The organism is Bacteroides faecium (assembly GCF_012113595.1).
GTDB lineage: Bacteria > Bacteroidota > Bacteroidia > Bacteroidales > Bacteroidaceae > Bacteroides > Bacteroides faecium.
In genome coordinates this window covers 2,407,590-2,431,693 of the sequence record NZ_CP050831.1, presented here as the reverse complement: position 1 = coordinate 2,431,693, position 24,104 = coordinate 2,407,590, and the positions used below count along the sequence as shown (strand labels likewise).

At 43.2% G+C, this 24,104-nt stretch carries 18 protein-coding genes, 2 tRNA genes and 3 rRNA genes; 5 read left to right on the top strand and 18 right to left on the bottom strand.

Annotation, left to right across the window (positions count from 1 at the left end; genetic code table 11):
• The first annotated feature begins 234 nt into the window (after window positions 1–234).
• Window positions 235–480 (top strand): RNA-binding protein RbpC, encoded by a 246-nt coding sequence (rbpC, locus tag BacF7301_RS08475; RefSeq protein ID WP_004297160.1) that lies wholly within the window; start codon window positions 235–237, stop codon window positions 478–480.
• A gap of 91 nt (window positions 481–571) precedes the next feature.
• Here the strand turns inward: rbpC and BacF7301_RS08470 are convergent, their stop codons facing one another.
• Both BacF7301_RS08470 and BacF7301_RS08465 read right to left on the bottom strand, forming a co-directional pair.
• Window positions 572–1,342, bottom strand: a complete 771-nt coding sequence (locus BacF7301_RS08470; protein ID WP_167961934.1) for an ABC transporter ATP-binding protein — start codon at window positions 1,340–1,342, stop codon at window positions 572–574.
• Window positions 1,339–2,082: an MlaE family ABC transporter permease gene (locus BacF7301_RS08465; RefSeq protein ID WP_167961932.1), complete on the bottom strand. Its 744-nt coding sequence runs from the start codon at window positions 2,080–2,082 to the stop codon at window positions 1,339–1,341. The genes BacF7301_RS08470 and BacF7301_RS08465 overlap by 4 nt, the downstream gene beginning before the upstream one ends.
• 75 nt (window positions 2,083–2,157) lie before the next feature.
• On the opposite strand from BacF7301_RS08465, the gene lptB reads away from it, so the two are divergent.
• The gene (lptB, locus tag BacF7301_RS08460; RefSeq protein WP_044654979.1) at window positions 2,158–2,919 is read left to right on the top strand and encodes an LPS export ABC transporter ATP-binding protein; all 762 of its coding nucleotides are present in this window, start codon (window positions 2,158–2,160) and stop codon (window positions 2,917–2,919) included.
• 142 nt (window positions 2,920–3,061) lie between these two features.
• Here the strand turns inward: lptB and der are convergent, their stop codons facing one another.
• From der to BacF7301_RS08405, 11 genes are all read right to left on the bottom strand, one after another.
• Window positions 3,062–4,375, bottom strand: a complete 1,314-nt coding sequence (gene der / locus BacF7301_RS08455; RefSeq protein ID WP_167961930.1) for a ribosome biogenesis GTPase Der — start codon at window positions 4,373–4,375, stop codon at window positions 3,062–3,064.
• A gap of 48 nt (window positions 4,376–4,423) precedes the next feature.
• On the bottom strand, window positions 4,424–5,305 hold the full coding sequence (gene era / locus BacF7301_RS08450) for a GTPase Era (protein ID WP_073347496.1): 882 nt from the start codon (window positions 5,303–5,305) through the stop codon (window positions 4,424–4,426).
• Window positions 5,306–5,391: 86 nt separating this feature from the next.
• Window positions 5,392–6,399 (bottom strand): beta-ketoacyl-ACP synthase III, encoded by a 1,008-nt coding sequence (locus tag BacF7301_RS08445; protein ID WP_167961928.1) that lies wholly within the window; start codon window positions 6,397–6,399, stop codon window positions 5,392–5,394.
• Window positions 6,400–6,485: 86 nt separating this feature from the next.
• On the bottom strand, window positions 6,486–6,671 hold the full coding sequence (gene rpmF / locus BacF7301_RS08440) for a 50S ribosomal protein L32 (RefSeq protein ID WP_004296852.1): 186 nt from the start codon (window positions 6,669–6,671) through the stop codon (window positions 6,486–6,488).
• 12 nt (window positions 6,672–6,683) lie between these two features.
• Entirely contained in the window at window positions 6,684–7,262 is a 579-nt protein-coding gene (locus BacF7301_RS08435; protein ID WP_167961926.1) for a YceD family protein, read from the bottom strand.
• 206 nt (window positions 7,263–7,468) lie between these two features.
• A 5S ribosomal RNA gene (rrf, locus tag BacF7301_RS08430) occupies window positions 7,469–7,579 on the bottom strand.
• Window positions 7,580–7,692: 113 nt separating this feature from the next.
• Window positions 7,693–10,574: ribosomal RNA gene (locus BacF7301_RS08425) — 23S ribosomal RNA — on the bottom strand.
• A 148-nt stretch (window positions 10,575–10,722) separates the two neighbouring features.
• Window positions 10,723–10,796, bottom strand: a tRNA-Ala gene (locus tag BacF7301_RS08420).
• A gap of 73 nt (window positions 10,797–10,869) precedes the next feature.
• A tRNA-Ile gene (locus BacF7301_RS08415) sits at window positions 10,870–10,946 on the bottom strand.
• A gap of 162 nt (window positions 10,947–11,108) precedes the next feature.
• Window positions 11,109–12,633 (bottom strand): 16S ribosomal RNA (locus BacF7301_RS08410).
• The 16S, 23S and 5S rRNA genes sit together here with 2 tRNA genes alongside, the layout of an rRNA operon.
• Window positions 12,634–13,326: 693 nt before the next feature.
• Window positions 13,327–14,880 (bottom strand): ATP-binding protein, encoded by a 1,554-nt coding sequence (locus BacF7301_RS08405; RefSeq protein WP_167961924.1) that lies wholly within the window; start codon window positions 14,878–14,880, stop codon window positions 13,327–13,329.
• A 1,329-nt stretch (window positions 14,881–16,209) separates the two neighbouring features.
• Here BacF7301_RS08405 and rluF point away from each other — a divergent pair.
• From rluF to BacF7301_RS08390, 3 genes are all read left to right on the top strand, one after another.
• Window positions 16,210–17,223 (top strand): 23S rRNA pseudouridine(2604) synthase RluF, encoded by a 1,014-nt coding sequence (gene rluF, locus BacF7301_RS08400; RefSeq protein WP_167961922.1) that lies wholly within the window; start codon window positions 16,210–16,212, stop codon window positions 17,221–17,223.
• Between the two features lie 361 nt (window positions 17,224–17,584).
• Window positions 17,585–19,147, top strand: coding sequence for an ATP-binding protein (locus tag BacF7301_RS08395; RefSeq protein ID WP_167961920.1), 1,563 nt, complete (start codon window positions 17,585–17,587; stop codon window positions 19,145–19,147).
• 127 nt (window positions 19,148–19,274) lie between these two features.
• Window positions 19,275–19,787, top strand: coding sequence for a ferritin-like domain-containing protein (locus tag BacF7301_RS08390; RefSeq protein ID WP_004304906.1), 513 nt, complete (start codon window positions 19,275–19,277; stop codon window positions 19,785–19,787).
• A 177-nt stretch (window positions 19,788–19,964) separates the two neighbouring features.
• On the opposite strand, the gene BacF7301_RS08385 is transcribed toward BacF7301_RS08390, so the two are convergent.
• The 5 genes from BacF7301_RS08385 to BacF7301_RS08365 form a co-directional block, all read right to left on the bottom strand.
• Window positions 19,965–21,449 carry an amidohydrolase family protein gene (locus BacF7301_RS08385; RefSeq protein WP_167961918.1) on the bottom strand — a complete coding sequence of 495 codons (1,485 nt, stop codon included), beginning with the start codon at window positions 21,447–21,449 and terminating at the stop codon, window positions 19,965–19,967.
• Between the two features lie 132 nt (window positions 21,450–21,581).
• Window positions 21,582–21,863 (bottom strand): hypothetical protein, encoded by a 282-nt coding sequence (locus BacF7301_RS08380; RefSeq protein ID WP_167961916.1) that lies wholly within the window; start codon window positions 21,861–21,863, stop codon window positions 21,582–21,584.
• A gap of 34 nt (window positions 21,864–21,897) precedes the next feature.
• Complete coding sequence (locus tag BacF7301_RS08375) at window positions 21,898–22,218, bottom strand: fimbrillin family protein (protein ID WP_167961914.1); 321 nt, start codon at window positions 22,216–22,218, stop codon at window positions 21,898–21,900.
• A gap of 27 nt (window positions 22,219–22,245) precedes the next feature.
• Window positions 22,246–23,127 carry a fimbrillin family protein gene (locus BacF7301_RS08370; RefSeq protein WP_167961912.1) on the bottom strand — a complete coding sequence of 294 codons (882 nt, stop codon included), beginning with the start codon at window positions 23,125–23,127 and terminating at the stop codon, window positions 22,246–22,248.
• Window positions 23,128–23,151: 24 nt separating this feature from the next.
• On the bottom strand, window positions 23,152–24,075 hold the full coding sequence (locus tag BacF7301_RS08365; protein ID WP_167961910.1) for a fimbrillin family protein: 924 nt from the start codon (window positions 24,073–24,075) through the stop codon (window positions 23,152–23,154).
• Between the last annotated feature and the right edge of the window lie 29 nt (window positions 24,076–24,104).

Genomic DNA, 24,104 nt, shown 5'->3' with positions numbered 1-24,104 from the left:
CGCTCTCCTTTTTTACAATTTTCTACAAATTAAATCTTCAAAAAGATGGTCAATCCAAAAATTATTCTTTTCTTTGTTGCGGATTGATGGACCATTAGTTTCTCGATTTGATTACAAGGTTTTTACTTCCGTTTCAGAAACGCTTTTGTAAACTCTCTGTCGTTTTAATCCTTTTATTAGTAACCATCTATCCGGAGAGTTTTATTCATTTATTTATTTTTTATCATTTTCATTATGAACATTTATGTTGGAAACCTTAACTACCGTGTTAAGGAAGGAGATCTGCAACAAGTGATGGAAGATTACGGCGCAGTATCATCAGTTAAAGTTGTTATGGACCGTGAAACCGGCAAATCAAAAGGATTCGCTTTCATCGAAATGGAAGACGATGCTGCAGCTGCCAAAGCTATCGCAGAATTGAACGGTGCTGAGTACATGGGCCGCACTATGGTAGTTAAAGAAGCTAGACCTAGAGCTTAATTGCCGACGCTACATAGCTAAGAAAAAAAAGAAACTTCTGCCACCTGATGACAGAAGTTTTTTTTATTGTCCTTTTTTAAGTTCCCGCTTCCTATCCTTCCATGCTTTGCACTTCAAGGTCTTTCACCTTGCGAAGCAAGTCCGAAGCAAAGATAAAGTTGTTCAGACGTTCGTTGGTAGAAGTGAAGATATCGTCCTTCGTCCCTTCCCACTCTTTATGTCCCTCATAGATATAAATCACCTTTTCGCCGATTCCCAATACCGAATTCATATCATGCGTATTGATAATCGTGGTCATATTATATTCCCTGGTAATATCATGAATCAGGTCATCAATCACCAATGAAGTCTTCGGGTCCAGTCCGGAGTTAGGTTCGTCGCAGAACAGGTATTGCGGATTCAGCGAAATGGCGCGCGCGATAGCTACACGTTTCTGCATACCTCCACTGATTTCTCCTGGAAACTTATCTTTCGCTTCAGTCAGGTTGACACGATCCAGGCAGAACATGGCGCGTTTAGTACGTTCGCGCAATGTGTCATTACTGAACATATTCAAAGGAAACATCACATTGTCCAATACCGACATGGAGTCGAAAAGAGCGGCACTCTGGAAAATCATTCCCATTTCCTTGCGGAGCATCTTCTTCTCCTTCTTCCCCATCATCACGAGATTTCGTCCGTCATACAAGACTTCGCCTTTCTCGGGAGTAAGCAATCCTACGATACATTTCATCAATACCGTTTTACCGGAACCACTCTGACCGATAATCAGATTTGTCTTTCCATTCTCAAAGGTCGCATTGATATCGTCCAACACCGTCTTATCGTCAAACGATTTATAAAGTCCCTTAACATCAATCATCCCATCAAAAGTTTAGTTATTATCAAATCCGCAAACAGAATCAAGACGCTGCTCGACACTACGGAATCCGTAGATGCCTTTCCCACGGCAATCGAACCACCTTCCACCGTATATCCGAAGAAAGCGGACACACTTGCAATAATAAAAGCGAAGAAGAGAGATTTGATGATACCTGCCCATATAAACCATTCATTAAACATATACTGCAAACCATATTCGAGGTCGACAGCATTCATCACTCCGGCAAACCAGCAGGTACAAAAGGCCCCTATGATACCGGCGAAGATACTGAATGTCACCAATATAGGAATAACGGTCACCATAGCCGAGATCTTAGGCAGAATCAGATAGTTGGCAGAATTGACACCCATAATCTCAAGCGCGTCAATCTGTTGCGTCACGCGCATTGTTCCCAACTCCGAAGCAATGTTCGACCCTACTTTACCCGCAAGAATCAAGCACATGATGGAAGAAGAAAACTCAAGCAACATAATTTCACGAGTCACGTATCCTACCGTCCAGCGGGGCATCCACGGACTTTCGATATTCAACTTAATCTGGATAGTAATAACCGCGCCGATGAAAAACGAAATCAACAGCACGATTCCGATGGAGTTCACGCCTAGCTGCTCCAACTCGTTAAGGTATTGCCGGAAAAACATACGCATACGTTCGGGACGGGAAAAAGTCCGTCCCATCAGCATGAAATATCTTCCGACGGTTCTCAATGCTTTTATCATAACTCACACTATTTGTCTGCAAATGTACATTATTTCGGCTTATTTTTACTACATTTGCCGCAAAATAACTAGAATATGGAAGAAAGCAAGATGGTGCTCCGCACGGAAGACCTGGTGAAAAAGTACGGTAAACGAACCGTTGTAAGCCATGTTTCCATCAATGTGAAGCAAGGTGAGATTGTGGGTTTGCTGGGTCCGAACGGTGCCGGCAAGACGACTTCATTCTATATGACCGTAGGATTGATTACCCCGAATGAAGGGCGCATCTTCCTCGACGACCTGGAAATTACCAAATATCCGGTTTACAAACGCGCACAGACGGGAATCGGCTACCTTGCCCAGGAAGCGTCCGTATTCCGCCAGATGAGCGTGGAAGACAATATTGCCGCTGTGCTCGAAATGACTAACAAGCCCAAAGAATATCAAAAGGAAAAACTTGAAAGCCTGATAGCGGAATTCCGCCTCCAAAAGGTACGCAAGAACAACGGTAACCAGTTATCCGGTGGTGAGCGCCGACGTACGGAGATTGCACGCTGCCTTGCCATCGACCCGAAATTCATCATGCTTGACGAACCTTTCGCCGGTGTCGACCCGATTGCCGTAGAAGATATTCAGCAAATCGTGTGGAAACTGAAAGATAAGAATATCGGTATCCTGATTACCGACCACAACGTACAGGAAACGCTTAGCATCACCGACCGTGCCTATCTGCTTTTTGAAGGAAAGATACTTTTCCAGGGTACGCCCGAAGAGTTGTCCGAGAATCAGATTGTACGTGAAAAGTATCTGAGTAACAGTTTCGTACTACGCCGTAAGGATTTCCAGTTGGAGAAATAGGTTCACCACAGAGGACACGGAGGACACAGAGAAATAATAAATCAAAGACACGGACTGTCTCAACTATATAAATATATATTGGGGCAATCCGTGTCTTCTTATAAAATAAACTCTGTGTCCTCCGTGTCCTCTGTGGTGAATCTTACTTCTGACGGATATAAATATTAATCGGCGTACCTGTAAGGTTCCACTTCTCACGCATCTTGTTTTCAAGGAAACGTTTATAAGGCTCCTTCACATACTGCGGCAGATTGGCAAAATAGACAAATGAAGGCACTTGTGTATTCGGCAACTGCGTGATATATTTAATCTTGATATACTTGCCTTTGTTTGAAGGGGGCGGATATGCCTCGATCAACGGAAGCATCTCTTCATTCAAACGGGCAGTCGCAATCTTTGTTGTCCGGTTCTCATATACATTACGCGCTTCTTCCAGCACTTTCAGGATACGTTGCTTAGTCAATGCGGACGCAAAGATAATAGGGAAATCTACAAACGGAGCAAAACGTGAACGCACAGCCGTTTCAAATTCTTTCTGCACTTTCACCGATTTGTCTTCCACCAAGTCCCACTTATTGATAACGACCACCAACCCCTTCTGGTTCTTCTGAATCAGAGAGAAGATATTCAAGTCCTGGCTTTCAACCCCTCTAGTAGCATCCAACATCAAAATACAAACATCCGAACCTTCAATAGAACGAATCGAACGAATCACTGAATAATATTCCAAGTCTTCATTCACTTTGTTCTTCTTACGGATACCGGCTGTATCTACCAGATAGAAGTCAAATCCGAATTTATTGTAACGGGTATAGATAGAATCGCGGGTTGTTCCGGCAATCTCGGTAACAATATTGCGTTCTTCACCGATAAATGCGTTTACGATAGAAGATTTTCCTGCATTCGGACGGCCTACTACGGCAAAACGAGGAATCTCGTCATCCAGAATTTCAGAAGCCTCTTTCTTGAATTTGCTGACAATCAAGTCCATCAAATCACCCGTACCACTTCCTGTCATAGCAGAGACACAATAAGGGTCACCCAATCCCAATTTATAGAATTCGGGGGCATTGTATTGCAAGTCATGGTTATCCGTCTTGTTGGCAACCATAATCACCGGACTGTTGGCACGGCGCAAGATAGCCGCTACCTGCATATCCAGGTCAGTCACTCCGTTCATCACATCCACTACGAACAAAATCACGTCCGCTTCATCCACTGCCAACAATACCTGCTTGCGAATTTCCTCTTCGAAAATATCGTCCGAGTTTACCACCCATCCGCCGGTATCTACCACGGAAAACTCACGGCCCAGCCACTCTGACTTGCCATATTGTCTGTCTCGGGTTGTACCCGCTTCTTCATTCACAATAGCCTGACGAGTTTTCGTCAGACGGTTAAATAAGGTAGACTTGCCCACATTGGGGCGTCCTACAATTGCAACTAAATTACTCATAGTTCAATACCTTGTTTTTTCACGACTATCCCAGTCGCATGAATACTCTTAATCTAACTGATAACCGAAATTACGCAGTTCCTTATCCGAACTACGCCAATCCTTATCAACTTTCACATACGTTTCCAGGTAAATAGTCTTTCCAAAGAAACGTTCCAATTCACGGCGGGCCTCAGTAGCAACCTTCTTCAGCGCCTTTCCCTGTTTACCGATAATGATTCCTTTCTGCGAATCACGTTCCACATAAATTATCGCCCGAATCTGAATCTTCTTCGGCTCTTCCTTAAACTCTTCCACGACCACTTCCACCGAATAGGGAATCTCTTTGTCGTAATAGAGCAAAATCTTTTCACGGATAATCTCATTCACGAAGAAACGTGCAGGCTTGTCCGTCCATTGGTCTTTCCCAAAATAAGGGGGAGAGTCGGGCAGCAATTCCTTAATCCGCTTCATCACATAATCCACATTGAACTTGGAAGCGGCAGAAATCGGAATAATCTCGGCCTGCGGAAGCAGTTCCTTCCATTCTTCTACCAGCTTGACCAGCTTTTCCTGGTCGGTAAGATCAATCTTATTAATGAGCAATAAGACAGGCACCGTCATTTCACGTACCTTTGCCATAAACTCATTATTCTTATCCGGTGTCTCTACCACGTCAGTCACATAAAGCAAAACATCCGCATCCGCCAGTGCCGAAGTAGAAAAGTTCAGCATAGACTCCTGTAGCTTATAGTTAGGTTTCAATACTCCCGGAGTATCAGAAAAAACAATCTGCATTTCATCCGTATTATAGATTCCCATAATGCGATGACGAGTAGTCTGCGCCTTGAAGGTAGCAATCGAGATACGTTCACCCACCAAAGCGTTCATTAATGTCGATTTTCCGACATTCGGATTTCCTACGATGTTTACAAAACCTGCTTTATGCATTTCTCTTCATTTTATTGGTTGAGACAAAAAAACGCATCGAACCGAAATAAGATGCGTTTTTGAGAGTTATAGTTTAGTAACGAATGTTACTGTTCCTTCTTTCCGTCATAACCCCACTTCACATAAACCGCACCCCAGGTAAATCCGGCGCCGAATGCAGTGAAAATGATGTTATCACCTTTCTTGAGTTTATCTTCATAATCCCAAATACACAAAGGAAGCGTAGCAGCACTTGTGTTACCGTAATGTTCAATATTAACCAGCACTTTGTCCATCGGCAATTCCATACGATGAGCTACCGCTTCGATAATACGGACATTTGCCTGATGCGGCACAACCCAGTCGATTGTTTCTTTTGTCAGTCCATTCTTTTCTGCGATAGCAGCAGATACGTCCGACATGCTGGAAACAGCATATTTGAATACTGTTCTTCCTTCCTGGTGCAGATAATGCATTTTATTGTCAACTGTGAAATAAGACGGCGGACAAACCGAGCCACCGGCTTTCATATGAAGGAAAGGCAAGCCTTTACCATCCGTTCTCAGTATCGAATCCATAATTCCGTAATCTTCCGTAGTAGGCTCCAGCATAAAAGCAGCAGCACCGTCACCAAAGATAGGACAGGTAGCACGATCTGTATAGTTAACCATTGACGACATCTTATCGGCACCGACAATGATAATTTTCTTATATCTTCCCGAACGGATAAAATTCGCACCCGTCTCCATCAAATACAGGAAACCGCTACAAGCAGCCTGCAAATCAAAAGCAAATGCATTCTTCAGTCCGAGTTTGTCGCAAAGAATAGAAGCTGTAGAAGGGAAGTGATAGTCAGGAGTACTCGTAGCGACAATAACTAAATCAATATCGTCCGGATTAGCACCAGTCTTTTTCATCAACTGTTTGGCAGCTTTGCGTGCCATGTATGAACTACCTAATCCTTCCTCATTCAGAATATGTCTTTCTTTTACTCCGATACGAGTCATAATCCATTCATCGTTGGTATCCACCATCTTTGATATCTCGTCGTTAGTCAAGATATAATCAGGAACATATCCACCGACTCCTGTGATTACTGCATTTATTTTTTCCATCAAACCTATTTTAAATTAGCAATACTATAATACTTAAAGCAGCCGGAGAGAATTACCCTCAGGCTGTTTCAGTATGACTGTACTAATTATACAGCTGCTTCTTTCTCAATAGCGAGCTTACCTCTGTAGTAACCGCAAGCGCCACATACAGTGTGGTATACATGCCATTCGCCGCAATTCGGACAAATAGCCAAAGTAGGAGCTACTGCCTTATCATGAGTTCTTCTCTTTGCTTGTCTCGTACTTGATTGTCTTCTCTTAGGATGTGCCATTTTCTTAAAACTTTAATTATTATCTAATATTTTTTTTAATTCATTCCAGCGGGGATCAATTTGTTCCTCCACTTCTTCCTCTATCACGATGTCCTCTCCACCAGTGTCGAAATTATCATCGCTATCATCATTCGCATTTGTTTTCAAATGCTTGTTCAGCTTACTTGTTACTGCCTTATTACACTTACCGGGAGCGTGTACATGCTTCATCGGGATAGATAGTGCAATAAACTCATACATGAACCATGCAACGTTGATTTCTCCTTCTTCCTCGGGAATCACAATAAGGTTGTCACCTTCTTCTGCATATCCATTTCCAAATTTCACCATCAGTTTATCAGAAGAACTGATCGTTAGTTCCATATCATCCAGGCAACGGTCGCATGGCACCCATACTATTCCGTCTGTCTGAAAACTCATCTCGAAAGCGCGAGAGGTTCTTTTCACGGTCAATGTAACATTCACCTTTCCTTTCTGAACTTCAGGTCCGTCAATGTGAGCGAAGTAAAGATTATCCAATACAAACTCATACTTAGCAGAGTCTGTTTGCATACCTTTCAAGTCAATTTTGTATTTATCAAATTTTCCCAAAGCTTCTCTCTTTTTTAAATCGTTAGCTTACAATTCGGGCGACAAAGATACAAATAAATATCCTCATAACATACAAATTACCAGTAAATATTCACTTTTTTAATACGTATTATAAGGTTTGCGACTGTTAAAAAGAGTCGCATAAATGCCGGAGCACTAAAAAAAGAAAGCCTCGCCCGTCAGATAGACAAGCGAGGCTTCTTCAAAAATGGCGGCTACCTACTCTCCCACTGTTACGCAGTACCATCGGCGTGACGAGGCTTAACTTCTCTGTTCGGAATGGGAAGAGGTGGAACCCTCGTGCTATAACCACCTGAATAAGGTTATGACATGATGAAAAAGTAAAACTTAAGTGTATTACTGCTGTTTCTGTATCTCGTTTCTGTGTCAGTAATCTGCTAAATGTATATATCGCGCCCCGTACAGGTTCGAAAGAAAGTGAACGGGCAATTAGTAATGCTCGGCTATGATGTTACCACCTTTACACCTGCATCCTATCAACGTCATCGTCTTTGACGACCCTAAGAAATCTAATCTTGTGGCTGGCTTCGTACTTAGATGCTTTCAGCACTTATCCAATCCCGACTTAGATACCCAGCGATGCACCTGGCGGCACAACTGGTAAACCAGCGGTCAGTCCAACACGGTCCTCTCGTACTAGTGTCAGAGCCACGCAAATTTCATACGCCCACGATAGATAGAGACCGAACTGTCTCACGACGTTCTGAACCCAGCTCGCGTGCCACTTTAATGGGCGAACAGCCCAACCCTTGGGACCTTCTCCAGCCCCAGGATGTGACGAGCCGACATCGAGGTGCCAAACCCCTCCGTCGATATGAGCTCTTGGGAGGGATCAGCCTGTTATCCCCGGAGTACCTTTTATCCTTTGAGCGATGTCCCTTCCATACGGAAACACCGGATCACTATGCTCTAGTTTCCTACCTGATCGACTTGTATGTCTCCCAGTCAAGCGCCCTTATGCCATTACACTCTACGGACGGTTACCAATCGTCCTGAGGGCACCTTTAGAAGCCTCCGTTACACTTTTGGAGGCGACCACCCCAGTCAAACTACCCACCAAACAGTGTCCCCGCATCTACGGGTTAGAACTCAAATAATCAAAGGGCCGTATTTCAACAGCGACTCCACAAATACTGGCGTACCTGCTTCAAAGTCTCCGGCCTATCCTACACATCAATTACCCAAATTCAATGTTAAGCTATAGTAAAGGTTCACGGGGTCTTTTCGTCCCATCGCGGGTAATCGGCATCTTCACCGATACTACAATTTCACTGAGCTCACGGTTGAGACAGTGTCCAGATCATTACACCATTCGTGCAGGTCGGAACTTACCCGACAAGGAATTTCGCTACCTTAGGACCGTTATAGTTACGGCCGCCGTTTACTGGGGCTTCAATTCAATGCTTCTCTTGCGATGACATCTCCTCTTAACCTTCCAGCACCGGGCAGGTGTCAGGCTGTATACCGAATCTTTCAATTTTGCACAGCCCTGTGTTTTTGTTAAACAGTTGCCTGGACCTATTCTCTGCGCCCTACGTTGCCGTAGGGACCCTTTATCCCGAAGTTACAGGGTCAATTTGCCTAGTTCCTTAACCGTGAATCACTCAAGCGCCTTAGTATATTCAACCCGACTACGTGTGTCCGTTTACGGTACGGGTACCTTAATGATTAAGTTTAGCGGATTTTCTTGGGAGTATGCTTACACGCACTATTGGATTGTTCCGAAGAACGCTCCATACTATCAGGTTCGACTCTTGCGGTGGATTTGCCTGCCACAATCAACGTCTACACCCTTCAACGGACTATTCCGTCAGTCCGCGGCGCTATCACTGCTCCGTCTCCACGTCACTCATTAAGGTAGTACAGGAATATTAACCTGTTCTGCCATCGGCCTCACCGTTCGGCTGAGCCTTAGGACCCGACTAACCCTGATCCGATTAGCGTTGATCAGGAAACCTTAGTCTTTCGGCGAGGGGGTTTCTCACCCCCTTTATCGTTACTTATACCTACATTTGCTTTTCCACACGCTCCAGCAAAGCTCACGCTTCACCTTCGACGCAGAGTGGAATGCTCCCCTACCGATCATTACTGATCCCATAGCTTCGGTAAATTGCTTGATGCCCGATTATTATCCACGCCAAACTCCTCGACTAGTGAGCTGTTACGCACTCTTTAAATGAATGGCTGCTTCCAAGCCAACATCCTAGCTGTCTTAGCAATCTGACTTCGTTAGTTCAACTTAGCAATTATTTGGGGACCTTAGCTGATGGTCTGGATTCTTCTCCTTTCGGACATGGACCTTAGCACCCATGCCCTCACTCCTGTGATAGAACTAATGCGCATTCGGAGTTTATCAAGACTTGATAGGCGGTGAAGCCCTCGCATCTTATCAGTCGCTCTACCTCACATTAGTAACTCACAAGGCTGCACCTAAATGCATTTCGGGGAGTACGAGCTATCTCCAAGTTTGATTAGCCTTTCACCCCCACCCTCAGGTCATCCGGAAGCTTTTCAACGCTTATCGGTTCGGTCCTCCAGTTAGTGTTACCTAACCTTCAACCTGCCCAAGGGTAGATCACTTGGTTTCGCGTCTACTCCTTCCGACTAATCGCCCTGTTCAGACTCGCTTTCGCTTCGGCTGCAAATCTCAAGATTCTTAACCTTGCCGGAAAAAGTAACTCGTAGGTTCATTATGCAAAAGGCACGCCGTCACTTCTTACGAAGCTCCGACCGCTTGTAGGCGCATGGTTTCAGGGACTATTTCACTCTTCTATTCGAAGTTCTTTTCACCTTTCCTTCACAGTACTGGTTCGCTATCGGTCTCTCGGGAGTATTTAGCCTTACCGGATGGTCCCGGCAGATTCACGCAAGATTTCTCGTGTCCCGCGCTACTCAGGATACCACTACGCTTCGTTTAGCTTCATATACTGGGCTATCACCGTCTATGGCCGTTCTTTCCAGAACGTTCTATTCACTAAATTTCATGCGATATCGTGGTCCTACAACCCCATAAATGCCGTAACATCTATGGTTTGGGCTAATCCCCGTTCGCTCGCCACTACTAGGGGAATCATTATTATTTTCTTTTCCTACAGGTACTAAGATGTTTCAGTTCCCTGTGTTAGCTTCCATCCAGGATGGATGACATTCCTTCAGAATGCCGGGTTGTCCCATTCGGAAATCTTCGGATTAAAGGTTATTTGCACCTACCCGAAGCTTATCGCAGCTTATCACGTCCTTCATCGCCTCCGAGAGCCAAGGCATCCGCCATGCGCCCTTGCTTACTTTCTTTCAAACTGACTTCTTAGCGTATGGAGGACCGCTTGCGCAGTCTTGATACGTTAAGAACGTACGGTTCGATATATACTTTTAGCTCTTTACTAAAATTTTACTTTTTTGTTATCATCATGTCAAAGATCGTTTCTCTTTTCAGAGATTGTGGAGAATAACGGATTCGAACCGTTGACCCTCTGCGTGCAAGGCAGATGCTCTAGCCAGCTGAGCTAATCCCCCAAGAGGTTATTCAAGAATTCTGTTTTTGCTTTCGCTTTTCTTTCTGCTTTCGCTGTTCCTTCATTCTTGAGCTTGGTAGTCCCAGGCAGAGTTGAACTGCCGACCTCTACATTATCAGTGTAGCGCTCTAACCAACTGAGCTATAGGACTAGTTCAACCTTGTCTACCTTAGTTAGACTCGGCTTCGTTTTTCTCTTGTTTATCTCTATCTATATTATCTATAGATGGTTGATCTATATTTTATAAATAAACAAGTACCAGTAGTACAATAAAAACAGAACCTGAAAGTCATTTGTAACGACATCGCTCCAGAAAGGAGGTGTTCCAGCCGCACCTTCCGGTACGGCTACCTTGTTACGACTTAGCCCCAATTACCAGTTTTACCCTAGGACGCTCCTTGCGGTTACGTACTTCAGGTACCCCCGGCTTTCATGGCTTGACGGGCGGTGTGTACAAGGCCCGGGAACGTATTCACCGCGCCATGGCTGATGCGCGATTACTAGCGAATCCAGCTTCACGAAGTCGGGTTGCAGACTTCGATCCGAACTGAGAGAGGTTTTTGGGATTAGCATCCTGTCACCAGGTAGCTGCCTTCTGTACCCCCCATTGTAACACGTGTGTAGCCCCGGACGTAAGGGCCGTGCTGATTTGACGTCATCCCCACCTTCCTCACATCTTACGACGGCAGTCTCTCTAGAGTCCTCAGCATGACCTGTTAGTAACTAAAGATAAGGGTTGCGCTCGTTATGGCACTTAAGCCGACACCTCACGGCACGAGCTGACGACAACCATGCAGCACCTTCACACCTGCCTTGCGGCTATAATGTTTCCAATATATTCAGGTGCAATTTAAGCCCGGGTAAGGTTCCTCGCGTATCATCGAATTAAACCACATGTTCCTCCGCTTGTGCGGGCCCCCGTCAATTCCTTTGAGTTTCACCGTTGCCGGCGTACTCCCCAGGTGGAATACTTAATGCTTTCGCTTGGCCGCTTGCTGTATATCGCAAACAGCGAGTATTCATCGTTTACTGTGTGGACTACCAGGGTATCTAATCCTGTTTGATACCCACACTTTCGAGCCTCAGTGTCAGTTGCAGTCTAGTGAGCTGCCTTCGCAATCGGAGTTCTTCGTGATATCTAAGCATTTCACCGCTACACCACGAATTCCGCCCACCTCTACTGTACTCAAGACTGCCAGTTTCAACTGCAATTTTACGGTTGAGCCGCAAACTTTCACAACTGACTTAACAATCCACCTACGCTCCCTTTAAACCCAATAAATCCGGATAACGCTCGGATCCTCCGTATTACCGCGGCTGCTGGCACGGAGTTAGCCGATCCTTATTCATATGGTACATACAAAAAAGTATACATACTCAACTTTATTCCCATATAAAAGAAGTTTACGACCCATAGAGCCTTCATCCTTCACGCTACTTGGCTGGTTCAGGCTACCGCCCATTGACCAATATTCCTCACTGCTGCCTCCCGTAGGAGTTTGGACCGTGTCTCAGTTCCAATGTGGGGGACCTTCCTCTCAGAACCCCTATCCATCGAAGACTTGGTGAGCCGTTACCTCACCAACTATCTAATGGAACGCATCCCCATCTCATACCGAAATTCTTTAATAGTCTCACCATGCGGTGAAACTATACTATCGGGTATTAATCTTTCTTTCGAAAGGCTATCCCCGAGTATGAGGCAGGTTGGATACGTGTTACTCACCCGTGCGCCGGTCGCCATCTTTTCTATTGCTAGAAAAATGCTGCCCCTCGACTTGCATGTGTTAAGCCTGTAGCTAGCGTTCATCCTGAGCCAGGATCAAACTCTTCATTGTAAAAGTATTGTTAATCAGCATTACTGCTGGTTTTAGCTCTGTTCAGGATGCCGTACAAAATTTATTGACTTCTTTCAATTACCTGTATTTCATTTATATTGCTACTTTTGAAACAAGTATTGACGGTTCTATTTTTTAACTTGTACTACTTGTATTGTTTATCAATATTTCAAAGAACTTGTTGCTTTCGTTTTAAAAGCGGGTGCAAAGGTAAGAGGTTTAATTTTAATTACCAAACTTTTTCGGAAGTTTTTTTTCGTTTTTCTTTTTAAACTCGTTTCTCAGGCTCTCTTGCGAAAGGGAAAGAATAATTATAAAAGAAAAGCTAAACCGTTTTCTTTGCGAATCGGACTGCAAAGATAAGAACTTTAAGTTATATCTTCCAAACTTTATCGGAAGTTTTTTGTTCTTATTTTTAAGCTATCTCTCGCTTTATCACTAAGTCATTTTGTCAAGGCTTTCTTCTCTTGGAAAGCGGGTGCAAAAGTAGTCCGTTTTGGTATACACTCCAAATATATAACACTCTTTTTTCTAATTATTTTTGCATAAGTATGCTAAGTGGTTGATTGATAACGATGTTGTAGAACATATTTTTCTTACTGACATTACTTTATACAAGATGCCCATACCTTATTATATAAAGCATCCATATTAGAACTGTTTTTCTATAACGGAGAAAGTTTCAAGATACATTCAGGATTCAACAATCCATTTTTCGATATTGCGGGTTTCCGCACTGAAGTTTACGCCTATTTTAAAGAGTTTGCGTCCGTCCATTTCAAAAGGAAGGGCGTAATGCTTGTCGTTAATCTGTTGTAAAGCCTCTTCGGCCGTACCATTCAGCTTAAATTCCATTATATAGATAAACTTATCAGTCTGCAAGACAAGGTCGATGCGTCCGTCACTCGTCTTATATTCCACGTTGACGTAGAAGCCGACTAGTTTAAAGACTATGAAAAGCACGTTCTCGTAATGCAGTTCCTGGTCACGGATCACTTCGTAGGTAGTGTCCGCAAAGAAACTCTGCAGGCGGTGGAAGAAAGAGTTATAATCACCGGAACGCACTTCACGGACAAACTTCTGAATCTCAAAAGGGGACTCTACCTTATTTACGTTCGCATAAAAAGGAAGCAGGAAACGAATAAACCCTTCTTCCACCTCACGGTTGGGAAAGCCCAGGCGATACATTCCAAATTCGTCATCATACCCCTTGATGGTTAGATATCCACTCTGATAAATCACAGGTATAGGATTGGTGGATTCAGAGTCTATACTGTTCAGAACCTGGGCATCGGTTTCTTCATGCGCCATCCGTTCCAGGTCATAATGATGTTTTTTAAGCAATTTCACCAGATAGGTAGGCGTACCCGTCTCAAACCAATAACTGCCGAACTCCTTGCGCTTGAAAGCGTTAAGCAGGCTGAACGGATTGTACATGCCAATTGAATTGTGAGTAAAATGATAGCCGTCATAGCACTTTCTCAGTTCCTCACAGAGTTCATCATACGTTATTCCTCGCGCTGCTGCAAATTCATGGAGTTCTGTTTCCAGATTTTCGTGGATTTCACGCTCGCTGACACCACAAATTTCGACATACTCATTCCACATTGAAATATCATCCAGGTTATTCAAGTCACTGAATACACTGACTTTGCCAAACTTTGTTACACCGGTGAGGAATGCAAACTTTATATACCCGTCCTTCGTCTTCAAAGCTCCATAAAATGGCTTCAAGGTATTTCGGAATTGCTTTTGGAGTTCTTCATTACCAATGGCTTGCAGCATAGGCTTGTCATACTCATCAACCAGAATAACGACACGTTGTCCGGTCTTCTCACAAGCACGCTGAATAACACCGGCAAAACGTAGGGAAAAAGATGTCTCGGACGGACGAGTCCCATATTGGCTTTCCCAATATTCCAGATTATCATTCAATATTTTATCCAGACTTTCCGGCGTATCATACTTTTCGATATTAAGATCCAGATGCAGTATAGGATATCTTATCCAATCCTTTTCCAATTTTTCCACTGCCAACCCTTCAAACAGTTCCTTTTTTCCTTGGAAGTAAGCCTCTAAGGTAGAAATGAGCAGACTCTTTCCGAAACGGCGCGGACGACTCAAGAAGTAATAACTTCCGGTCTTGACCATTTGATATACCAATGCAGTTTTATCAATATAGAAATAACCGTCATTACGAATCTTTTCAAAATTCTGAATACCAATAGGATATATTTTATTGCTCATATTCTCTGCTTTTATAAATCAACACCTGTCTTGCAAAGATATATATTTTTAATAGAACTCTTTGTCACGACAAGGTTAAAAGATTCTTTCCTTCAAGATACCACTATTTATATATTTTCAGCGATGCTAGAAACGATTTCGCAAAATCATTTCTCATATTCTCATAGTTTATATAGTAATTACATATAAATCAATCAGATAACACTATGAGAAATAAAATCAAACACGGCATTTCTCATACTTTTTTCACCATTTTACCTTAAAAACAGTGCATTTCTCATACGTTTATCAATCATTTCTCATAAGGAAAGTAACACTTCTGAAACGAAAAAACCATTAGGCGGCAATATATTTCAAGGTAAACATGAAGTCATGCACCGCTTAATTACATAGTATCAAGCGGTACTTTACAACACACAAAGCAGGCATCAAGAGGTCATCCTACTAATATCCGGACATCTTTCCTTAGGCATCTATATATCTTCCTTTAGTCATTGTCAAGGGCTCAGTAGTGTAAACAAACAAGCTAACAGCCGTAGATAAATATATCTACATATGTGAACAAATAAGCTCACAATTGTGAGCCCTTACACATGATTAGGGGAAAACATAAGAATACCAAAGGATTGACATACAATATACAAAGGATTGACATATAAGATACAAGGAAACGACATATAATATATAAGGGGTTAACGTATGATATATAGGAGAAAAAGGATAAAAACAGCTACTTGAAACCGAAACAAACATAAAATTATAGGCTACACGAAGCAAATAAAGCACAAAAAGCAGTCGACATGGAATATGTTGACTTATCACAAGAAAATACATATTATACTGATTATAAATGTATTACATATTGAAAGTAAAAATTATGTATGAGAGTAAAAGTTACTATCAGGGAGATATAAAGTCCTGCTCCCATAGCTAAAACTACGATGAATAAAGGGATCCAAACGATTTATGAGAGTATGAGGGTAAAACTCAACAAAACTTTTTATGAGAAGAGCCTCCCAGAGGAAAAAAATTCAGGACCAGGACAGGGCGAACTCCCAATAAATTCAATATCTTCTATTTTTCTAATTTATAATTGCTAATATTCTTTCTCCTCTTTGTTTCTATTGCTATATTTGTTCCGTATTATCTAACTGCATTTTTATGTCTTTAAAAAAGCTTTCCTTTTGAGGAAGGTTTCCCACATTTAATTAGGCATTCCCTACTAATAGAACAGGGAGGTTAAGATGATGAAACGAACACCCTGTTGGCACATAAGTGCGAATGAAATGTTTAATGGACTAATTGTAAATACATAAATAAAAATATAAAATGGAATATAGACTGAACAGATACATCAGTGGATCGGGCTATTGCTCGCGAAGAGAGGCTGACCAGCTTATCAAAGATGGATATGTAACCATCGATGGTAAACGTGCAACTATCGGAATGCGCATATTGCCGGGTCAAAAAGTTGAAGTGCGCGGAGAGCTTATAAAAAATGAAATTGAGCCTGTGTATATCGCTTTTAATAAACCGGTAGGAGTCGTTAGCACAACAGATGTTTCTGATAGAAGCAATATTATTGAATACATAAGTCACGAGCAACGCATATTTCCTATCGGACGTTTGGATAAAGACTCTCAGGGCTTAATCCTTCTTACAAACGATGGAGATATTGTCAACAAGATATTGCGCGTGGGCAACAATCATAAAAAGGAATATTTGGTAAGAGTAGATAGACCCATCACCAAAGAGTTCCTTACCAAGATGGCAGAGGGCGTCCCCATTTTGGACCGGGTAACCCGCCGTTGCGAAATCAAAGAAATCAACCCTTACACCTTTCAAATCTCTTTGGTTCAAGGACTTAATCGTCAGATCCGCCGTATGTGCGAGTACTTTGACTATGAAGTAGTTAAGCTGGAACGCATTCAAATTATGAACATCAAATTAGGTAATTTGGGACAAGGGAATTATAGAGATTTGACTCAAGGTGAACTGGAAGAATTATTTGACTTATTGGATAAGTCAAAAGATATAGTTCAAGCCAAGAAACCCGCCAATAGCAACAAGGCGATAAACAGAGCTTTGCAAGGGTATGACATAAAAACGAATTACCGCAAAGCTAATATTGTCTCTAAACAAGCCCAAAAAGCAAAAGCTGATAAACCCTTCAGCGCATCCACTGAGGTTATAGACAGGGAGCAAGTAAAGCAAGAAACAACGATGAAAAAGAAGAAGAAAAAAGGAGGAAGCGGGCTTCGAGTTGGAAAGTCAAGAGTAGTAGAAAAGAAAACGCAGGCGCCCAAGCAGAACTCACCGATAAGAAAAGGAAGAAAGGTTTGATGCCGCATTGACATATATCCCCTCTTTGCCAACACCGACGAATGGCAGATGAGGGGATTTTTTCTTTTAAAGCCAACACGTTCACGAAACAAAAGCAACTGTAGTCTATTACATAGGCAACTTAAACATAGTAACCTGAACACAATAATTATGGCTAGAGAGGATGTGTTGCAGATACTGCATCTGCCACACATCTGCAACAGGTATCTGCAACGCTATAACGCACTTACTTTCAATAAGATAATTCAATTTTGTTGCAGATGGCAGATAAAATAGCACTTTACAAACTTATATGTAAGTAAAAACAAAGTTCTAAAAATAATCGTTATCTTTGATGTGTCAATTATAAAAATAACCGGATATGGACAATTTAATGCGCAAACTTCCTATTGGAATACAAACCTTTGAAGACATCAGAAGGAAAAACTATCTTTATGTAGATAAGACCGCACTGGTATGGCGGATGGCTAATTTAGGAAAGCCTTATTTCTTGAGCAGACCGCGCCGATTCGGAAAAAGCTTGTTATTGTCTACATTCAAGGCATACTTCGAAGGAAAGAAAGAATTGTTTGAAGGTCTTGCCATTGAGAAAATGGAAACGGAATGGAACGAATATCCGGTACTCCATCTTGACTTGAATGCCGAAAAGTATGACAAGCCGGAAAAGTTGAAAGAGATACTAAGCAGCCATCTTACCCAATGGGAAATCCAATACGGAAAAGGAATGGATGAGAACACGCTTTCCAGACGTTTTGAAGGCATTATCCGCCGGGCATACGAGCAAACAGGCAGTCAGGTAGCGGTATTGATAGATGAATATGACAAGCCGCTCTTGCAAGCTATCAGCCAACCCAAGCTGCTTGACGACTATCGCCAGACGCTCAAGGCTTTCTATGGGGTGCTGAAAAGCGCTGACCCATACCTTCATTTCGTTTTTCTGACCGGAGTTACAAAATTCGCACAAGTCAGTGTATTCAGCGATTTGAACCAATTGAATGACATCAGTCTCGATTACTCATACGCAACTCTTTGCGGCATCACCCGCGAGGAACTGGCTGCTACTTTCGAGCCCGAGATTGCAACATTCGGCCAGAGGAACCAGCAGAGCCCGGAAGAAGTAGTAGCTGCTATGGAGCGCAATTACGACGGCTATCATTTTCACCCGAACGGAGAAGGCGTTTTCAATCCGTTCAGTGTACTGAATGCTTTCAGCAAACTGGAGATAAGCAACTACTGGTTTCAGACCGGCACGCCTACTTTTTTGGTGGAACTTCTACAGAAAAGCGAATACGATCTCCGTACATTGCTAGACGGGATAGAGGCTCCGGCTTCTTCGTTCACCGAATACAGGATGAATGCCAATAATCCTATTCCGTTGATTTATCAAAGCGGATACCTGACAATAAAGGATTACGATAAAGAGTTTCAAAATTACCTGCTTGCCTTTCCGAATGATGAAGTCCGTTATGGCTTTATCAACTTCCTCGTGCCGTACTACACTCCAATGAAGAATAACGATCAGGGATTTTATATCGGAAAATTTGTGCAAGAGCTCCGGAGTGGTGACTACGAATCCTTCCTCACGCGTCTCGAAGCCTTTTTCGCTGACATTCCGTATGAACTGAATGACCGTACCGAGCGGCACTATCAGGTTATTTTCTATCTGGTTTTCAAATTGATGGGACAGTTCACCGAAGCCGAGGTACGCAGCACCCGTGGTCGTGCTGATGCGGTAGTAAAAACTCCTAAATATATCTACGTATTTGAGTTCAAGCTGAAAGGGACTGCCGAAGAGGCTCTCAAGCAGATTGATGAAAAAGGATATTTAATTCCTTATCAGTCAGACCAGAGAGAAGTTATAAAAATCGGTGTGGAGTTCAGCCCGGAAAGCCGGAATTTAAGCCGCTGGCTGGTAGAGAGATAACAATCAGCAGGTGCAAACCATCATACAAGAAACTATCTTTCTGTTAAAACCTCTACGCGCCATAAACAAAAACACGCCCTGTCTGTTACATAGGCAGCTTAAACATATTAACCTAAACATAAAAATTATGGCTAGAGAAAGTGTAAAAATTCTACAAGGGAAACTAGATGTAGAAAGTTTAATCGCACAGTTGAACGCAGCATTAGCTGAAGAATGGTTGGCATACTATCAATATTGGGTAGGTGCATTAGTAGTGGAAGGTGCCATGCGTGCCGATGTACAGGGTGAATTTGAGGAACATGCCGAAGAAGAGCGCAGACATGCGCAACTGCTCGCTGACCGTATCATCGAGCTGGAAGGAGTTCCGGTGCTCGACCCTAAGCAATGGTTCGAGTTGGCAAGATGCAAATATGATGCTCCGCAGGGGTTCGACTCTGTCAGTTTGCTGAAAGATAATGTAGCTTCCGAACGCTGCGCAATCCTTCGTTATCAGGAAATTGCAGATTTTACCAATGGGAAAGATTTCACTACCTGCGACATCGCCAAACATATTCTTGCCGAAGAGGAAGAACATGAACAGGATTTGCAGGATTATCTGACGGATATTGCAAGAATGAAAAAATCATTCCTCGATAAGTAAATCCTAATATAATAAGAGACTACACCGGAACTCAAACTATATATATGGTCGGAGTTCCGGTGTTTTGTCTTTTTACAGGCTTCAGATACGTGCCCTCAAGCTATCGAGACAGCACCATAGATTATACCAGGTGGCACATATCTGAATGTTTAGTGGCCGGAATATACCGGACAAGGGTCAATCCTCACCTTCCGGAACATCAGGCTCTGGATGTCGTGAAGAGATTCTCTTTTCAAAATCGTCGAACATGGTCTTCATATCTTTATTTATGGACGCCTTATCTTCATCGGCAAGAAAAGCATAAGTAATACTGTTTTGAACAAATAGCTTGATATCTTCATACGAGAATCCATAGCGTAATACCGCCAAGGTATATTGTTCGGTAAGCGATGTACGCAGAATCCCCGGATCGTCGGTAGAGATAATCACAGGGACACCAGCATTTTTGTAGAGCATGATGGGATGTTCGGAATCCTTCACACCAAGGATAAACTCGTTGCTGGTCAGATTGATTTCTACCGGTATTTTACTATCTGCCATCATTTTCAATGTATCATTGCTGTCTTGTTCGAAAGGTAAATCTACACCATGCCCGATACGGTTGGCTTTACCCGTATTTATGGCAAGGCTTATGTGATAGGTCAGGTGTTCGGGGCGCATCAGCCCTATGGTTAATTCCCCGGCGTGAAGTGAAGTAGGGACATTGGGGAATTTATCGTTCAGCAGCTTGAACATTTCCATGTGCAACCGATAATACATCATCGACTTCTCCCCATTTTCTGCGGCTACGATGTTACATCCTTTCAGAACATTCTCCTTGCCATTATATTCTGTTTGCAAACATGCTTTATGAACTACATAGAGTTGAGCGAATACCTTGAGAGGCTCACTACCGCGTGAGGAATAGCCTTGATAACGGCATACAAGGTTTGAGGTGTCCACATCCAAATGATTGCCGAACGTGTTGCTCGTATCATCCAGTTCATTTATAAAGTGGATATAGGTTTCAACAGTATTCTCTGCGTTCTTTTCAAATAGGTTGAAAACTTCATCCAATGTGTCTTGAACATCTTCATAATTCCCTTCTTTTACACATTTTTTCAGTTGCTTATCAAACTGTTCGTAGTCATCACCCAGAAAACAGTCTTTCGGAACGCTGGGGGAAGTCCCCATCACTTCAAGATATTGCACGTTTTCTTTCACAGCACGAACTTTCAGTTCATGCATCAGGTAGGCAAGGTTATTAATGTCTCCGGTCAATGCCGAAAGCAAACCGAATGTGCCGAAGAAGTATTCGTCCGGACCGAGGGGATACTTGTAGGGCTGGAAGTTGCGGATGCTCCATTTGTCGATAAGTGCCATACGGTGATTATGCAAGTCGTCCATATCATTGGAAAGCTGTATGGTTTCTATATCTATCGGCTTTTGGGCATAGAGCCTGCCTGTTTCCAGATTAACGTACATACTTTTTTTTGCAGCCAGCTCAAAGTAAGTTTCGGCATAAGCTGAACCTGTCAAATGGTTATGTACATCGCCACCTTTGGGCATTTCGGTGAAGAACTGGCGCAATGCTGCTTGATTGTCTTTGATAGTGTCAAAGTAGGCTGAAGTGGCTATTTCCTGTTGTGTTGGAGTATAACCTTCATTCTCTGTTGTTCTCATAACTATTATATTTAAAAATTAAAGAAAAACTTGCCGGACACTTGCTCCCGTCCGGCATAGGAGTTTTTACAGGTACATTACTGCCCTTTTTATTGGGTATTCTTCATTTCATTCATGTTATATTTATACTTATTACGTCTTCTTACAGTCGGCAGAGCTCGGAGCACTGCCATCCTCTGCACCGCTACTTTCAGCAGCTTTTGAGAAATAGGTCATGAGTACCTTTTCGATCACCTCTTTTTCTATACATGTGCGTTCCAGTTTGCTTCTCAAACGGTCCTGCTCACGAAGATGCGTCACTATATACCGGTTGCTATTCCGCTCCCGGCGGCGGTAATGCAGATAAATAAAGAGTACCGCCGCCAGTGAACAACAGACGATAGTCGAAACAATAAGAACCATGTAATCATTCATGTCTTTTTTTATCTTTTTTACTATCTTTCATTCATTATCCTGCCGAAGCGATTCGCTTTGTACAGGAATAGCGGAAACCGACTAAGCGAATACCCCATCCGGAGATCCCCTTCACTTCATGTTTCGTTATCGTAACATCATACTCATACATCTTCCCGGCTTCCAGTTTCGGTATCTGCTGATGCATCTTCCAGGTGTACACTTCGCCGTTCGCATAGTGGAGTGTCACCATGTGCCCGGTGCTGAGCGATTCGGCAGGCAGCAGGATGGCTTCGTAGCGAACGCCCGCCGTCACGACGCAGGGTGCGAACGAAATCCGGATAAAAGGCTCCATCCGTCGGGTAGAGCGGACCATTCCGGTGAGTATCGTGCCGTTTGCAATCTATTTGGGCCTCAGGGTAATCTCGAAAGGTTTCACCTGTCCGGCTTCCAGCTTTATTTCTTCTGTCGTACGGTAAGTCCATTGCTTCTCCCCGTCCTTAAATCGGAACAATTCCGTCCCGGCAGCTATCGTCTGCGGGATAATAAACGCCCGGTAGGTGTAGCGTGTCGTATAATCCGCATCGCCGGGCTGCTCCACGCGGGATAGTTTCAAAGACTTTATGACGTCAAGACCCTTTACCATCCCCGTTTCCACATAGAATTCGAAGTCGATGTCACACCCATGGAGCTCGGTGATAACCCGGTCGTTTCCTCCCTTCACCGACAGTTCTATACATGCCTGTAACGGAGAAAATTCGAGGGTTACCGGTTCGGATGTATTACTAACTCTCATCTTTTTGGCATGAAGAAAATGCAAATATTTGGAATCTTCCAAACTTGTAATACTAACTACTACATCAGAAAAATTGAAGAACTCTTCAATATATGGAAAATAGGCAATGAAACTCAACGTTCCATCTTTGGGATAATAGGTGCAGATATCCGGCAGGGTATATTCCCAACGTCCGCCTTTATACGTCATCGGCATGTTTTGTGCAAGGTTTCTGTTAATGGGGCTATAGCCCTTCTTATCGTCTATGATCATGACACCTACCTTGTCACCCTCCTGCCATGTATTGGTATAGTTTCCATCCGTACTTACGGCTACGCGCGTGCCGATTGCACCGTTGTCAGGCGTGGCATAAGCCATGTTGAAATGTATCTTTTGCGGAGGAATCGTTTGCTCCGGTTCTGTTCCCGGCATATCGTCCTTGCTGCATGAGGCAAACAGAAAAAGGGATATAACCGCGGGAATGAGTGCATAAATTATTCTTCGTAACATAATTCTTTTATTTTTAAGTGATTGTTATTCGGCATTACCGACTCCTGTAGCGCCTACCGTCCAACTGTTGATGTTGCCGGTAACCTCTATCATATATTTTGCCACGGTGATATCATACGTATATATCTTGCCGGGTTTCAATTCTGCTATCTGCTTATACATACTCCACGTATAGGTTTCGTTTTTGTCGGTGGTGAACGTCACTGTATGCGTCGCGTCGAGAGAACCGATGGGGAGCAGGATGGCTTCGTAAACGGAACCGGCGGTTACGGTGCATGCTTCAAAGGGTTTCGCGTTGCCCATACCAGTAAGCCCGCCCGAACCTTTGAGGTCGAAGCTGGCGGTGGTATTCATGCCGTTGATGTTCACCTTGACAATCTCACCCAGTACATTTGGGGCTTTCGTTACTTTCATTCTCAACTTCGCCAGTTGATGGTCAAAAGCCAAATCCACGGATGTGTTGTTCCTGCCATCCTCTTTGCTGTATCCTGCCCCCTGCTTGTCGGCTGCCGCCCACATCAGGTCGATGCCTGTCTGCGATGTCTGATTGGATACATCTACCGGATAAACAAAGCCGGACAGTGTTTCTTTATAAGGATGGTAGGCTATGAAATCTGCTTTTTTCGTTTCATCCAGCGGATAGTAAATAGCCTGTACCGCAGAAGTAAATGAGGTTGACGCTCCGGCTTCCGAAGCCGTGTATTTTATATTTTCTGCGTTTTCCAATACGTCGCTCGTACCGTTGTTCACCATATAGATTCCCACAGGATCGCCTTCTTCCCAAACGCTTTCATTTTGCGGGGAGATGGCTACGCGTGTTTGTGTAGCTGTGGCGCCCGAAGTGAAACGAACCGTACCGTCGTTGTTTACTGGTGTATTATCCTTCTCACATGAGACGATAATGGCGCATACGGCGATTAACGCTGCTGGTAAAATAAACTTTTTCATATTCATCTTTTTATATTAATATTGTTAAA